Here is a 12675-nt window from a genome sequence, read left to right on the forward strand (position 1 = left end):
GATACAGAACTTCAACCGTCTTCCGGTTCAATAGTCGATTTACGAGACTTGATATCTCGCTGCACGGACTCAAATTCGATTTCAGGTTTTGCACCTGATCCTCCAGCCCGCGGTTTGCCCACGAATCGTTCCCCCTGCTGCTGGCGCCGTATCGTATCGTCAACCCGCTGATGCAGCAGCTTGTTGTAGGGCAATCGAAACGAGCGTGGCACGAGCTGATCACTGTCGAGATCCCTGAGCCAGAGATAAATACCGCCAGCCTCATCGGTTTTCAGATCCGGTTCGATGACGATACTGCTAATCAATTCGAAACTCGGGGGAATACCGTTTGCAGCCGGCCATCCGAGATAATCCTGCAGCGCATTGTAATGCCAGAGGTAGAATCCGAGGCACAGGGACGCCAGCACCAGTTTCAGCCCGGCGCCAATTTCACTTTTAAAAATGGCCAGCAACACCAGGCTCAGTAAAAAAACGTAGGCCAGGCCGAGCGCAATGACCGACGTCGTCACAGCGATTGCCCCGAATCCGATTCAAGCTGCTCGGGATCGAGCCGGTATGGGGTCAGTATCTTGAATAAATGGTTCATGGAAACAATTTCACCGTTACCATCGAGTTCGAAGCGCAGTACCGTCTTTTCATCGTCTACCTTGTCCAGAACCATCTGGTCGATATAAACCAGCCGCAACACCGGGTTGACCTTTTCGATCTTGATCACCGCTTTCACCGGCTGGTTACTGATCGACTGATAATAATGGAGATTGACGATGTATTCCCCTGAAATAATGCCGCGAATCGTGACCACTTCCTGGTTGATTGGATGTATCACCTTTTTACCGTTTATCATGACCGTGTCATTCAGGTCACCGCGATCGTCTCGATCGAGGTTGAGCCAGCCGGCTTCCTTGCGCAGATACGACACCGTTTCGCGGTAAGGATCCTGAACCCACAGGTCCACGTCATCGGGCTGATCCTCCGGCCAACTCACGGTAATAATGTACTCGGCCTTGTAGTTGATGTTGCCGAGCTTGGCGATCGGATTCATGAACATGATGGCAATAAAGAACAACAGGGTAAAACCAAGCAGGGTATTGAACAACAGGTCCGTGAATGGATCCGTCAATTGATGATGGCGCCGCGCCGCCCTCATTTCGTCCTGATCTGGTAGGTATGTTCGCGCACATCATCAAGCAGGTTATCCACGCCCCAGTCGAGAAGCTGGTACTTGATGTTCAGCAATACCCCGCAACTCATGCCGGTCAGGGTGGTGAACAGCGCAACCTTCATGCCGCCACTCATTTGCGTGAGCAGTTTCTGCATCACGTTGATATCAATACTGTGCAGATCGACCAGCGAGCCCAGCATGAAAATAAAGCCGATCACGGTGCCGAGCAAACCCAGTTTGAGCATCAGGTCCGCGATCACGTAGCCAAACCTGAATTGCCCGCGACAACGGCCGTCGAGCACATCGATCAAGATCTCTCCCGACTCGTCGCTTTCGTTAGATGGTTGCTGAAGTAGTGCAAAATAACGCCGCACGTGACTGCGGACCCTGCCGGTAGATGCTTCAGCGCTCAACTCGTTACTCTCGATCGACAGCAAATACGACACCAGCATCACGTGCAGGCTGGCCACCAGGTAAATCAACAGAATCGCGCGTGAAATGAAACTGTAATCCTCGGCCAGCAAGGTTTGCAGCAAGCCCGTATCGATCAGCAGGTAAAACACAAACAGTTCGATACCCAGCAGACCGCTGCATAGCAACATCAGGCCGAAAGGCTTGTCGATAATTGATTTCATTGCGATTTTCTATCCCCGTTAGTGCATATTAAGCCCAGAAAACAGCACTGCAACCGTAAATTTCCAAAAAATCACGGCCGTGAATATATACCTAATACCCCCACTACCTATCCCAGAATAGTTATTTGTATATTAGGCTTTACTAATATAATGAAATCTCATTTTTTAAGGGGATCTAATCATGATCAAGAAAATTATTTTACCATTAGTACTGTTATTTGGCCTGGGCAGTGGAACTGCTTTCGCTACCGAAGCACCAGCCACCAACCCGGCTCAATCTGCCGAAATGTTTAATCCGTTTGCCTGGATGGGCATGATGAATGCCGGCGTTCCCAATGTTCAGCAAATGAACCTGGCGCGCCCCGAAGGTTACCAGGTGTTTATGAATCCGATGAATTACGGCCAGTTCATGAACCCGGCGACCTACGGACAATTCATGACGCCTCAGTTCTACATGCAGTTTGCCGATCCAAACAACATGATGGCCTGGATGAATCCCGCTGCCTACAGCGCGTATATGAATCCGGCTTCTTACATGCAGATGATGAATCCGATGGCATACATGCAGTTCATGAATCCTGGCACCTACATGCAGCCCATGAACCCGGCTAACTACCAGGTATACATGGATCCTAATACCTACATGTCCTGGATGAACCCGAATGCATACATTCCGGGTGGCACCACCAGCGCGAGCTATACCAACCCTGCTGCTGGTTTTAACTGGTTCGATCCAAATGCCTGGACCAGCATGATGGCACCCCAGGCCCAGGCTCAGCCGCAACAACAACCACAGCAGTAATGAAGTAATTGAATTGTGATTGCAAAAATGGGAAGCTTTTGCACCTGAATTGAGTACCTCAACGATGGCTAAAAAGCTTCCCGCATTCACGTTTCTCCTCTGCCTCCTGCCAACGCTACTACAGGCAGCGTCTCCACGAGATCCATACCAGTACTTTTTCGAACAAAGCCTCGGCGACCTGACCGAAGAGCTCGAAATAGCGCGCGAACAGGGAAAGCAGGGGATTTTCCTGTTCTTCGAAATGGACGAATGCCCGTTTTGCCATCGCATGAAACAGACGGTGCTGAACCAACCCGAGGTACAGGACTATTTCCGGCAGAACTTTCATTCGCTGACGGTCGATATTGAGGGCGATGTCGAGATCGTCGATTTTGCGGGCCTGGAAATCACGCAGAAGGAATTTGCCCGCCAGTACCGGGTTCGAGCCACGCCGATGCTGGCCTTCTTCGACCTCGACGGTAAGCAGATCTTCAAGTATATCGGCGCGCCGTCCGGAACCCGGGAGTTCATGTGGATGGGCGAATACATCGTAAACCAGGTTTACTTGCAAAAAGACGACTCGGGACGCAACATCCGTTTTACACGCTACAAACGAATGAAACAGAAAGCAACGCTGTAGCAGAATTCGACGCCGGACCCCAGCCGGATTTATACTGCTGTCCTTCAATTCCAGGGTGACTAGCGAGACAGTGACAATAACAACGATAACTCCACTGCAATTTATCATGTTACTGGCCGTGTTGTTTCCAATCGCAGTTACAGGCGAGCGATTACCCGAACCGCTAACCCTCGAAGCCGCATTGAATACTGCGGCGAATCCCTCACACTTTGAGCTGGTTGCGATTGACCAGCGACTGGAAGTGGTGAAGGCCGAGATGGGTATCGAAAAGAGTAGCAATGGCTTCAGCCTTGACTTAACCGGCCGTATTCGTGAGGTAGGCCTTTCCGACGAAGCATTTACAGGCGATGATACCGACGACAGTGCAGCAAGTTTAATATTGTCAAAGCCGTTGTACGATTTTGGCAGGCAGGATTCACTTGAAAACAAGCTTGCGCTCCAGTTACAGGCGCTTGAACATCAAAAACGCCTGGTGATTGAGCAACGCCGTCTGCAGATCATGGAAAAATACTTTGACGTTTTAAACGCTGACAACAATTTCATCAGTGAAAATGAGGCCCTGGCAATCGGTTTTATCCGCTATGACAACGCGGTGCAGGACCTGGAGCTTGGCCGGGTCGCGGAAATCGAGGTGTTACGCCTGCAGTCCGAGTACGAGGTTACTCGCCAGAAACGTGCTCTCGCCATGCAACAGCAGCGCCTGACCCGGGCGATATTGGCCGAAGCGATGGGCAATCCAAGTCAGATACCGTCTGACCTCGAAGTTCCTGCCATCGATAACGAACGCCAGTTGCCCGATGATATAACGGCACTGACCGAGCGCGCACTGCAGTTCAGTCTCGAAGCGCAGGTTGTGCGGGCGAATACACGGGCGGCCCAGGCGGCTATCGATATCGCGGCGGCAACCGACAATCCGAGCCTTGAACTTGAACTAGAAGCATCCACCTACGAGCGCGATAGCCGCCTGCGTGACGACTGGCGCGCCAGTCTCTATTTCGAAATACCGCTCTATTCCAGCTCGCCCGCGGAAAAAATCAAGCTGGCGCAGGCGCATTACAACCAGGCGCTGGCCAACCAACATAAACTGCATTCGCATTTGCGCCTCGAGGTCCTCAAGCTTTGGCAACAAATCCAGCAACTGCAGCTGGAATACCAGGGTCGTATCGTTGAGCAGGATTATCGTGACAAGTACCTGGACCGCAGCCGCGCCGAGTACGAGCTCGAATTTAAAACCGATCTAGGCGACTCAATGGTTTTATTTTCCCGCAGCAATACCGAACGCCAGCGGGTACTGTATGCCCTCGAAGTCGCCTACCAGCGTCTCGCAGCCCTGGTCGGCACCGATTTCCTGAACCAGTTAGCCAAATCGCAGTAACGGAGATTGATATGCGCTTTTTGCCTTCGATATTGTTTTTCCTCGGGATAACCCAGGCTTCGGCCATCGAACTCAATGGGCGCACCGAGTTCGCCCAGCTAATGTCGCTGAACAGCAGTATCAGTGGCAGGGTGGCCTCGATCAAGGTATCTGCCGGACAGCAAGTATCGGCCGGTGAACTGCTGCTCACCTTTGTCCCCACCGGATTCAAGGCAGAAGCAGACTTCGCTCAGGCACAACGTGATTCGCTGTTACCCACGGTAGACAGAATGCAAACCGAAATGGAAAAGGCGCAGGAACTGTTCGATCGCGATTCACTGTCGCTGGTTGACCTCAACACGGCCGAACAAAATCTTGCCATTGCCGAAGCAAAGCTGGCGGCCGCCGAAGCGAAGCTAACGCAAGCATTGTTCCGCCTGTCGCAGACCGAAATCCGGGCACCGACCAGTGGAATCGTACTGGATATCGCGACCTTTTCCGGGCAATACATCAACACGCGCGTCAGCAATCAAACCCTGCTTACAATCGCCGATAATTCTTCGATGGTTGTGAACCTGTTAATACCGATCGATCAGTTGAGCGATTCCCTGCTCAACAAAAATGCGAAGGTTAGTTTCCAAAAGCAGGATTACCAGGGCAAGGTGGTCGGAATCAGTAAACAGGCCTCTATCGGTAGCAATAATTACCCGGCCATGTCGCTGCAGGTTAATTTCAGCGCTGATGACAAGTTACCTGCCGGCATACCGGTTACCGTCATCATCGAGGACGATTAGCGGCTATTTGATGTAAATCAATATCTGGACCAACGATAGGCATCACAGTTATTATTGATTATTCACGGCAGCTTTCACTAATCTTTGCAGAGGGGCACGATTAAAATGTACAAGAATATCCTGGTACCCATCGATACGGGTCATGTAGCCGAGGGCAAATCCATTATCGATCTGGCTGTTCGACATGCCACCGATGGTGCAAAGATTACTTTGCTCAATGTTGTCGAGGATATACCCAACTGGGCGGCGGTCAATTTACCGCCCGACCTGATTGACAAGTCTATTGAAACCGTGCAGTCAGAATTGAAGGCCATAGCCACCGCAAGCGGCACCAAAATGGATGTCGAGGTTCGCACCGGTCATTCCTACAATACCATTCTGGATGTCGCCAAAGAAAAGGATGCGGACCTTATCATCATTGCATCCCATCGCCCCGGCTTGCAGGATTACTTCCTCGGTTCGACCGCGGCTAAAATCGTGCGCCACGCCAGCTGCTCGGTGCTGGTGGTTCGTTAATCCCACTTTCGAGAACGACAGGCGGATTTAACTGAAGCTTGCCGCAGACCTAGCATCCTGAACTAGCGAAAACCCGCCCCGGGTTTCATGTACTCCTCCCGGGGTGGTGCAAAAACATCGTAGATCACGGCACCATCGGCGCCCGCGGTGAATCCATGTTCCACGTTTCCCGGAGTGCGCCAGAAGTCCCCCGCACCAACCTCGATCTGTTCGCCACCTTGCATACGCAGGCCCGAACCCTGCACGCAAAATCCCCATTGCTCCTGCGGGTGCGAATGGATTTCCCCGGACTTGCCGGGTTCGACGCGTACGATTGAAATCATCGCTTCCTCGCCAGCGAAAACACGCGTCGTCATGCCCTCGGATAGATTCCGGCTGATGCCCTGCTCGAGCGCATCTATATTGAAAAAGTGATCTTTTTGCGACATGGCCTGGTGGCTCACTCCCGATTGCAATTAAAAATTATTTAAATCATAACATGGCTCATTTTTTGGCCTGACCCTGGTCTCTGCACTGAACAATCTGTACGCTCTTCCAGCGTTTAAAGTTAAACACGCCTCATTTTGATAGCCCAGCTTAGCCCGGTATTTTGCGATTCGACCGCTATCTCGCATATCATGGACAAATCATGAGTGGGACATATCATATACTCGTTTAAAACCACAAGCTGTGGTAAAGCCTGGATCTTTATGCGCAATACTTCAAATCTCGCTGGTTTACAATCATCGAATCAAGAACTGCTCGATGAAAATGAATACCTGCGTAAAAAATTGGCCGCAATGGAAGATGCCGCGAAATTGAAGCAAGAACTGCTTCAAACCCTGTCAGCTGCGATAAGCATCGGATATTGGGAGTGGGACGAAACAACAAAACGATCCGCTTATTTTTCCAAGGAAATGGCGGATATTATGGGAATTAGTCTGGATTCACTCTATGAAAAATATCAGTGTGAGGAAGACTTTTTCCCTTTTGTTCACCCCGACGACCTGGAACATTATATCAGCAACTTGAGTGTCGTCCTCAATCCTGAACATCCACGTGGCCTTGCCCACATATTTGAATATCGCATCGTCAGACCCAATGGCGAAGTGCGGTATGTGCGCGAATTGGAATATGGAACACAGATGGAAGACGGAGTTATCACCCGTTCTTTTGGCGCAATCCAGGATATTACCGATCTCAAGGAACGCCAGCGGGAACTCGATAATCAAAATGCGTTGATCCAACAATTTGAGTTGTTTCCCGATGTTGGGCATTACATATGGAATCTAGACACAGAGAAATATAAATATATCAGCCCGGGATTTGCGAGGATATTCGGCACTTCCTCGAACAAAATCTTACGCGAAATAACCTCGTTAGCGGATGAGATAGCCCTTGTTCACGAGGATGATCAAGAGCGCCTGACAAAAATTTTCCAGCAACGAAAAACAGCAAAAAATAAAATTGACGTGGAATATCGAGTTCAACGACCTGATGGCGAAATACGATGGGTACGCGAACAAAGTGTCGCCGTATGGGACTCAATTACTAAGTCAAACCAATCGATCGGTGTCTTGCAAGATATAACCAAGCAAATAATCGCCGTGCAAAACCTGCTGGAGTCGAGAAAATCACTGAAATCGGAAGTGGCGGAACAGACACAACAACTTGCGGATACGGTAAACCGGCTTCAACAAGAAATCACAGAACGTAAAAAGATTTCTTCCGAGCTAGAAACCAAGAATGCAGAATTAGAGCGATTTGCTTACGCGGTGTCACATGATTTAAAAACCCCACTAATTACAATAAAAGGTTTCATTGGCTTACTTGGCAGGGATATTGACGTAAATGATAAAGATCGGATAGAAGCTGATTTCGAAAAAATAAATTCCGCCGCCGATACCATGGGTGCCCTGTTAAACGATTTACTGGAGCTTAGCCGAGTCGGCCGAGTAGTGGGAAATCTACAAAAAAATAATCCGGTCACAGATAAGAGCACTTTGATTTTGAAGGAGTCCCACCTGCTTGATCCGTCAGTAGCACCCCCGGGGCACTACCCGGTGTAGGGGGGCTTTTTTAAATTGAGGGCCATCGATGGAACATGGTTCCTGCCTCTTCAATCTTCTTTGCTTATTTCGTGCAACGAGCAGAGCTAAAGAATGCTCTATTTTGCTTTACTGCGAAACAGTCGAAACAAAACGAGCCTTATTGAATGACGGACCTTAATATCGCAAGCATACTTTTCGATTTGTTCATCTAACAACCTCAATCTAACAACAGTTATATATTCACTCTCTCCTTGGTGTTTGATGAATATCCAGAGTCAGCCTGTTTTCCGCTCCACCAGGTTAAATTTAAGGATAAAGTGCACAAAGAGACCCAGCAGGCCAATCATCGCGGTCGCGAGCAACCACGGGCGAGTCCAGTCATAATCTACTTTGTATCCCATCCAGGTGGACAATTTTTCATAGCGAAGAATTCCGCCAGGCAATTCTAGTTCATCACCTGGCCGCAATGTATAGCGATGATCCTGATATCGCAGAACTAGCTGATGCTGTTGCGGCACCTGAAAATTAAACTCCCGATCCTCAGGTAACACATTCTCTTCGATCTTCAGATACGCCCAAAGCTTGGTATCGGTTTCCGGTATCGTCCATTCCAAAGCCTGCTCGAATTCGTGAGTTGGATAAGCAGGCAAATGAATGCTGCCGACGACTTTTGATAAACTGGCAAATGGTTGCCACTCGAACACCGGGGCGTAACCCTTGTTATGCGAGGTATAAAACCGATAGTGGCCTATTATCAAAGGCACGTGATCACCTATCTCCAGTGTTTGCTGCAAGCCGTCAGCTGTGGTTAGCATCAACTGATTAACCGTTTTATCCCTTTTGATCCCTGCGTGATAACGAATCTGAAAACCCAGGTTTGTAAATCGGATTGCTGACAGCCCGTAACGGTGCCACGGCCCCTGCTGGACATTTTCCAATTGTCCGGAAAATTCTTCGTGCTCGGCGAGTTCCAGCGTGGCCTTGAAAAAACTCATCCTGCCCGTGAATGCCAACAGAACCAGCGCGATCAATGCAAAATGAAATATCATCAGCGGCCAGTTATTTTTCAGGATATCTCGAGTTGCCAGCGCCAGTAAAAAATTCATTATCAGCAATCCCGTCGGCAGCGCGATTATCCAGATTCTTTGCGGCAGCGAAACCTGGTAATAAACCACGATCGCTAGCGCAAGCACGAACAATAACAGCAAGGTGCTGCGGTTAGACGCCAATGCATCTACCAGGCCGAGCCGTGGCCGCGGAGCAGCGCTAGGGTGGATTTTCGCAATTTTCACTGCTGTCCCTCATCCAGTCACGTCCAATTTCACCATTGCCCGGCGCTCCCGCCGAGCCGCAATTGGTCTCTTCCCAGTTGCCACTGGTGGCAAAGCTGACGATCTTCAGCATCGCGTTCAGGTAGTAAGGACCGTTGGTATATCCGGCGGTCGTATTATTCCTAACCTGGGTGCCAGCAGGCTGCCCTCCCTCGGGCCCGACGTCGTTCAGGTTGACCAGCAAACCCTTGTTCTTCCAGCCATGGGGCACCGCGACGTGGCACCAGCTACAGCGCAATCGACCGATCTTGTCGGCGTGATATGAATGCAGGTTGGGATCCCTGGAGCCGCCGAAGCCGCTGGCGCCATCGCCCCGGGTCGCATAGAGATCGTGATCGTGGCACTTGAAGCACAGGTCGTTGGTATTGCCGGTACCGGTGTTCTGGCTCCAGTCTCCCTTGAGAATAAAATTATTGGTCGAACCGTGCGGCCCCCAGGGGTTGCCATTCTCGCCACCCGACGGTGTCGAGGTGCCGATACCGGTGTTCGATCCATGACAATCGGAGCAATACATAGTCTGATTGCCAACATCAGCATTGCCATTCCACGGTGACTCAAAATTAGCCGAATTGGTGTTACGAATCGCCAGCGTGCGGCCAGTGTTATCGATCACCGGATGCCAGGAGCGATGATTATTGCTCGAATAGGCACTCGCGGCGCCGGAATCGAGGGTGCTTACTTCGCCCTTGTGACTTAAAGGCGCCTGGAATTCAATTGCCTGGTTGGTGTATTCGGTTACGTCATTGATGCCAGATAGCGTATTGCCGCCAGTATTGCCTAGCGTCGGCGGGTTGGCGCCATAGGCATAATCTGAATGACATTTCAAACAGATCTGATACTCGCGCGTCACATGCGCGCTGCCAACTGCCGTACTGGCGCCGAATCCGCCATCGCCGCGTTTGACGATATAGCTAATCGGGAAATTGCCCGGATCGAAATTACTCGAACCGTATACGGGCTCGACGCCCCAACTCCCGCGCAGCACGCCGGACGCGATATTGGTATGCCCGGTCGCATGGTTATGGGTTCCCGCCTGGGCTGCGCCAGTATTGTTGAACAAACGATTCTTCAACACCCGGTGCGGGTTATGACAATCGGTACATTCGACATGACGGTTGCCGAGATTGAATCTAGATTTGTCCTCACTTAGATCGGCATCCAGAGCAGCATGGATCTCACTCGCAGTCTGTTGATCGCTGTTGGTGATCGGCATGTGCGTCAAACCGGAAACAAAGTCAGATTTGATATCGGGCACCTGAAACGAAGCATTGCCCTGGCCATTGAGTACGCCGCCGTCGGCGGAGTGACAGGTGTAACAGGTTTCTTCGAGCGCCGCGTTACCGCCGGTCTTCGGGCTCAGAAAACTGTCGGTGCCTTCCCTCAACAGATGGCGCGACCCCTGCACCGTATGGGTGTCATGGCAGTTCAGGCAACTCGCCTGCCACACCGGTAAATTTAACGGGAACTCTCGTAAATTAGCCGCGGCTGTCGTATAGGTTTCATTGGCGACCTGCGGGTCGGCATGCGCCGACTGCGACCAGGCCAGACCCAGCTTGTCGTGACAGGCCAGGCAAATGATGTCGTTGGCATCATCGAAGTTACCGCCAGTAGCAAAACCCTCCTGGAAGCGATGCAGGCGCAAAAACTTGATGTTTTTGGTGATGTCGGAATCTCGAATGTGCGGATCGTGGCAGCTGGTGCATTGCAGCTGACCGTTTTCCAGTGGCACCAGTGGTTTGACGCCCGGCGCACGGTTGGCGATGTGGGCCTCGAACGCGGGATTCCGTAACTCACCGTCGGCATTCGCCAGCGTACTGTCGTAGGTGAAGGATATCGGATGATCGTTGCTCAGATCGGTCCCAAGCTTACGTGTAAACCCGGTGTTATCGCCCCCACCGGAAGGCATGACCCCGCCGGCACCGGTGCCCGACATATTGATAGTCACGTTGCTCTGCGCGTTGACCACGTTAACCTGTCCAATTGCGATTGTGCCGTCATGGCAAGATAGGCACAGTTTCGAGCTGCCGCCCGGCGTGGCCGCGATATCGTTGGCATCGATGGTATCGGAAGTGTATGGCGTATAGGCCGCGACAGAGGCCTGCCGATTCCATAGCGGTGCGTTGGGTATCGCCTCTGCCTGATGCGGAGTATGACAAAACACGCAAATCTGACTTTCGGTAACCGCCGTTATGCTGCCCGGGCCGCTAACCGACAAATTGTGCCGGGTATTGGCGGTATCGGAAATACGTGCCGCCTGATTTGCAAAACTGACGACCAGCAGCATGAGCAGCAAACTGCCCGCCAGCATTAATCGACGTAAGCAAAGCAGTGGTCGGCAAGCATCCATCCTAGTTATTCCCCAGGTACTGGAACATCGAAACCCGGCTGTTGAGCATATCCGAGACATAAATCCTGTCCTTGTCATCCACCCAGATACCGGTAGGTTGCGCAAACTGACCGGGCGCTGAGCCGGAACCCCCGATCGACATCAACAGGCTGCCCTGCGGATTGTAAATCAGGACATGATCATAATAACTCTCGGAAACATAAATATTACCATCCGAGTCGAGCGCAATTCCCTTGGGACGGGAGAAATTACCGACATACAATCCGCGATGACCAACGCTTTGCTTAAACCGGCCTTGCCGATCGAGTATTTGTATTCTTGCATTTAGCGAATCGACCACGTAAAGCCGGCCCAGCCGATAAACCAGATAAGTCGGATGATTAAACTGCGCTTCTCCAGTTCCCGCAACACCCCAGGTATCGAGCAACTCCCCGCCTGGGCTAAACAACTTGATATCACCCGCGGCGGTATCGCTGATAAAAAACCTCTGATTATCCGGGTCATAGGCGATCCCGGTTGGCCGTTTCAATACCTCGTGGCCAAAGCTGTTGATCACTTCTCCAGTCAGGCTAAATTGATAAATCAGCGCCAACTCGGAATCGGTCACCCAGACCGAGTCTTCGGCGTGCGCAACGCCAATGGGACTTGGCAGAGAAATATTCAGACTGCGCTCGTTCCAGACGGCAAATTCACCGAGTATTTCATCGAACACAAAAATGGACTGCAGTCCTGGGTCGGTAATATAAATCTTGCCCCGGTTATCGGTGGCCACCTGCTGCGGGCGCAACAGGTCGAGCGGAGATATTTTTTTCGCATCCAGACCCACGATGGCGGCCAACAGGCGCGCCAGACCACTGCGTTCCGGTGTATCGGCGCGATTGGACTCGCCGTAAATATGGCCGATAAAAGCATATCGGGGCACCGCCGGCAGGGACGGCCAGACCTGAATACCCCGATCGGTTTCGGCGATCCCGGGCATCTTGAACAAATGCTGGTTCGAAATCGTGCTACAGCCCGAAATCGTCAGTAAAAGCATTATTATCAGGGTTGTAAGCAAGTACCCCCTAGCCAATGGAGCGCAAATG

Annotated in this window: 13 protein-coding genes; 6 read left to right on the plus strand and 7 right to left on the minus strand. The window is 51.3% G+C overall.

The window, feature by feature from the left end:
• Nucleotides 1-11: 11 nt before the first annotated feature.
• From OES20_13380 to OES20_13390, 3 genes are read right to left on the minus strand one after another with little or no spacing between them, the layout of a single operon-like run.
• Nucleotides 12-509 carry a hypothetical protein gene (locus OES20_13380; protein ID MDH3635685.1) on the minus strand — a complete coding sequence of 166 codons (498 nt, stop codon included), beginning with the start codon at nt 507-509 and terminating at the stop codon, nt 12-14.
• On the minus strand, nt 506-1147 hold the full coding sequence (locus tag OES20_13385; protein ID MDH3635686.1) for a hypothetical protein: 642 nt from the start codon (nt 1145-1147) through the stop codon (nt 506-508). The genes OES20_13380 and OES20_13385 overlap by 4 nt, the downstream gene beginning before the upstream one ends.
• Nucleotides 1144-1797, minus strand: a complete 654-nt coding sequence (locus tag OES20_13390; GenBank protein ID MDH3635687.1) for a MotA/TolQ/ExbB proton channel family protein — start codon at nt 1795-1797, stop codon at nt 1144-1146. The genes OES20_13385 and OES20_13390 overlap by 4 nt, the downstream gene beginning before the upstream one ends.
• A 181-nt stretch (nt 1798-1978) precedes the next feature.
• Between OES20_13390 and OES20_13395 the strand changes: the two genes are divergently transcribed.
• From OES20_13395 to OES20_13415, 5 genes are all read left to right on the plus strand, one after another.
• The gene (locus OES20_13395; GenBank protein MDH3635688.1) at nt 1979-2599 is read left to right on the plus strand and encodes a hypothetical protein; all 621 of its coding nucleotides are present in this window, start codon (nt 1979-1981) and stop codon (nt 2597-2599) included.
• 64 nt (nt 2600-2663) lie between these two features.
• Entirely contained in the window at nt 2664-3218 is a 555-nt protein-coding gene (locus OES20_13400) for a thioredoxin family protein (GenBank protein MDH3635689.1), read from the plus strand.
• 70 nt (nt 3219-3288) lie between these two features.
• Nucleotides 3289-4593 carry a TolC family protein gene (locus OES20_13405; GenBank protein MDH3635690.1) on the plus strand — a complete coding sequence of 435 codons (1305 nt, stop codon included), beginning with the start codon at nt 3289-3291 and terminating at the stop codon, nt 4591-4593.
• 11 nt (nt 4594-4604) lie between these two features.
• Entirely contained in the window at nt 4605-5366 is a 762-nt protein-coding gene (locus tag OES20_13410) for an efflux RND transporter periplasmic adaptor subunit (protein MDH3635691.1), read from the plus strand.
• 105 nt (nt 5367-5471) lie between these two features.
• Nucleotides 5472-5882: a universal stress protein gene (locus OES20_13415; GenBank protein ID MDH3635692.1), complete on the plus strand. Its 411-nt coding sequence runs from the start codon at nt 5472-5474 to the stop codon at nt 5880-5882.
• Between the two features lie 62 nt (nt 5883-5944).
• Here OES20_13415 and OES20_13420 read toward each other — a convergent pair whose 3' ends face one another.
• Nucleotides 5945-6310 (minus strand): cupin domain-containing protein, encoded by a 366-nt coding sequence (locus tag OES20_13420; protein ID MDH3635693.1) that lies wholly within the window; start codon nt 6308-6310, stop codon nt 5945-5947.
• A 261-nt stretch (nt 6311-6571) separates the two neighbouring features.
• On the opposite strand from OES20_13420, the gene OES20_13425 reads away from it, so the two are divergent.
• A complete protein-coding gene (locus OES20_13425; protein MDH3635694.1) occupies nt 6572-7930 on the plus strand; it encodes a PAS domain-containing protein in 1359 nt (452 codons plus the stop codon).
• A gap of 257 nt (nt 7931-8187) precedes the next feature.
• Here OES20_13425 and OES20_13430 read toward each other — a convergent pair whose 3' ends face one another.
• Genes OES20_13430 through OES20_13440 form a run of 3 tightly spaced genes read right to left on the minus strand, consistent with a single transcriptional unit; the run spans nt 8188 to nt 12626 of the window.
• A complete protein-coding gene (locus OES20_13430) occupies nt 8188-9204 on the minus strand; it encodes a cytochrome c biogenesis protein ResB (GenBank protein ID MDH3635695.1) in 1017 nt (338 codons plus the stop codon).
• Complete coding sequence (locus OES20_13435) at nt 9179-11551, minus strand: hypothetical protein (protein ID MDH3635696.1); 2373 nt, start codon at nt 11549-11551, stop codon at nt 9179-9181. Before OES20_13435 ends, OES20_13430 begins: the two co-directional genes overlap by 26 nt.
• Before the next feature lie 40 nt (nt 11552-11591).
• The gene (locus OES20_13440; protein ID MDH3635697.1) at nt 11592-12626 is read right to left on the minus strand and encodes a 6-bladed beta-propeller; all 1035 of its coding nucleotides are present in this window, start codon (nt 12624-12626) and stop codon (nt 11592-11594) included.
• Nucleotides 12627-12675 lie beyond the last annotated feature (49 nt).

It is taken from the genome of Gammaproteobacteria bacterium (assembly GCA_029862005.1).
Lineage (GTDB): Bacteria > Pseudomonadota > Gammaproteobacteria.

Excerpts from the sequence above, each read along its gene's own strand:
- OES20_13400 (MDH3635689.1), top strand. The coding sequence starts at position 2,664 with ATGGCTAAAAAGCTTCCCGCATTCACGTTTCTCCTCTGCCTCCTGCCA.
- OES20_13410 (MDH3635691.1), top strand. The coding sequence starts at position 4,605 with ATGCGCTTTTTGCCTTCGATATTGTTTTTCCTCGGGATAACCCAGGCT.
- OES20_13390 (MDH3635687.1), bottom strand. The coding sequence starts at position 1,797 with ATGAAATCAATTATCGACAAGCCTTTCGGCCTGATGTTGCTATGCAGC.
- OES20_13420 (MDH3635693.1), bottom strand. The coding sequence starts at position 6,310 with ATGTCGCAAAAAGATCACTTTTTCAATATAGATGCGCTCGAGCAGGGC.
- OES20_13425 (MDH3635694.1), top strand. The coding sequence starts at position 6,572 with ATGCGCAATACTTCAAATCTCGCTGGTTTACAATCATCGAATCAAGAA.
- OES20_13440 (MDH3635697.1), bottom strand. The coding sequence starts at position 12,626 with ATGCTTTTACTGACGATTTCGGGCTGTAGCACGATTTCGAACCAGCAT.
- OES20_13385 (MDH3635686.1), bottom strand. The coding sequence starts at position 1,147 with ATGAGGGCGGCGCGGCGCCATCATCAATTGACGGATCCATTCACGGAC.
- OES20_13415 (MDH3635692.1), top strand. The coding sequence starts at position 5,472 with ATGTACAAGAATATCCTGGTACCCATCGATACGGGTCATGTAGCCGAG.
- OES20_13395 (MDH3635688.1), top strand. The coding sequence starts at position 1,979 with ATGATCAAGAAAATTATTTTACCATTAGTACTGTTATTTGGCCTGGGC.
- OES20_13435 (MDH3635696.1), bottom strand. The coding sequence starts at position 11,551 with ATGCTGGCGGGCAGTTTGCTGCTCATGCTGCTGGTCGTCAGTTTTGCA.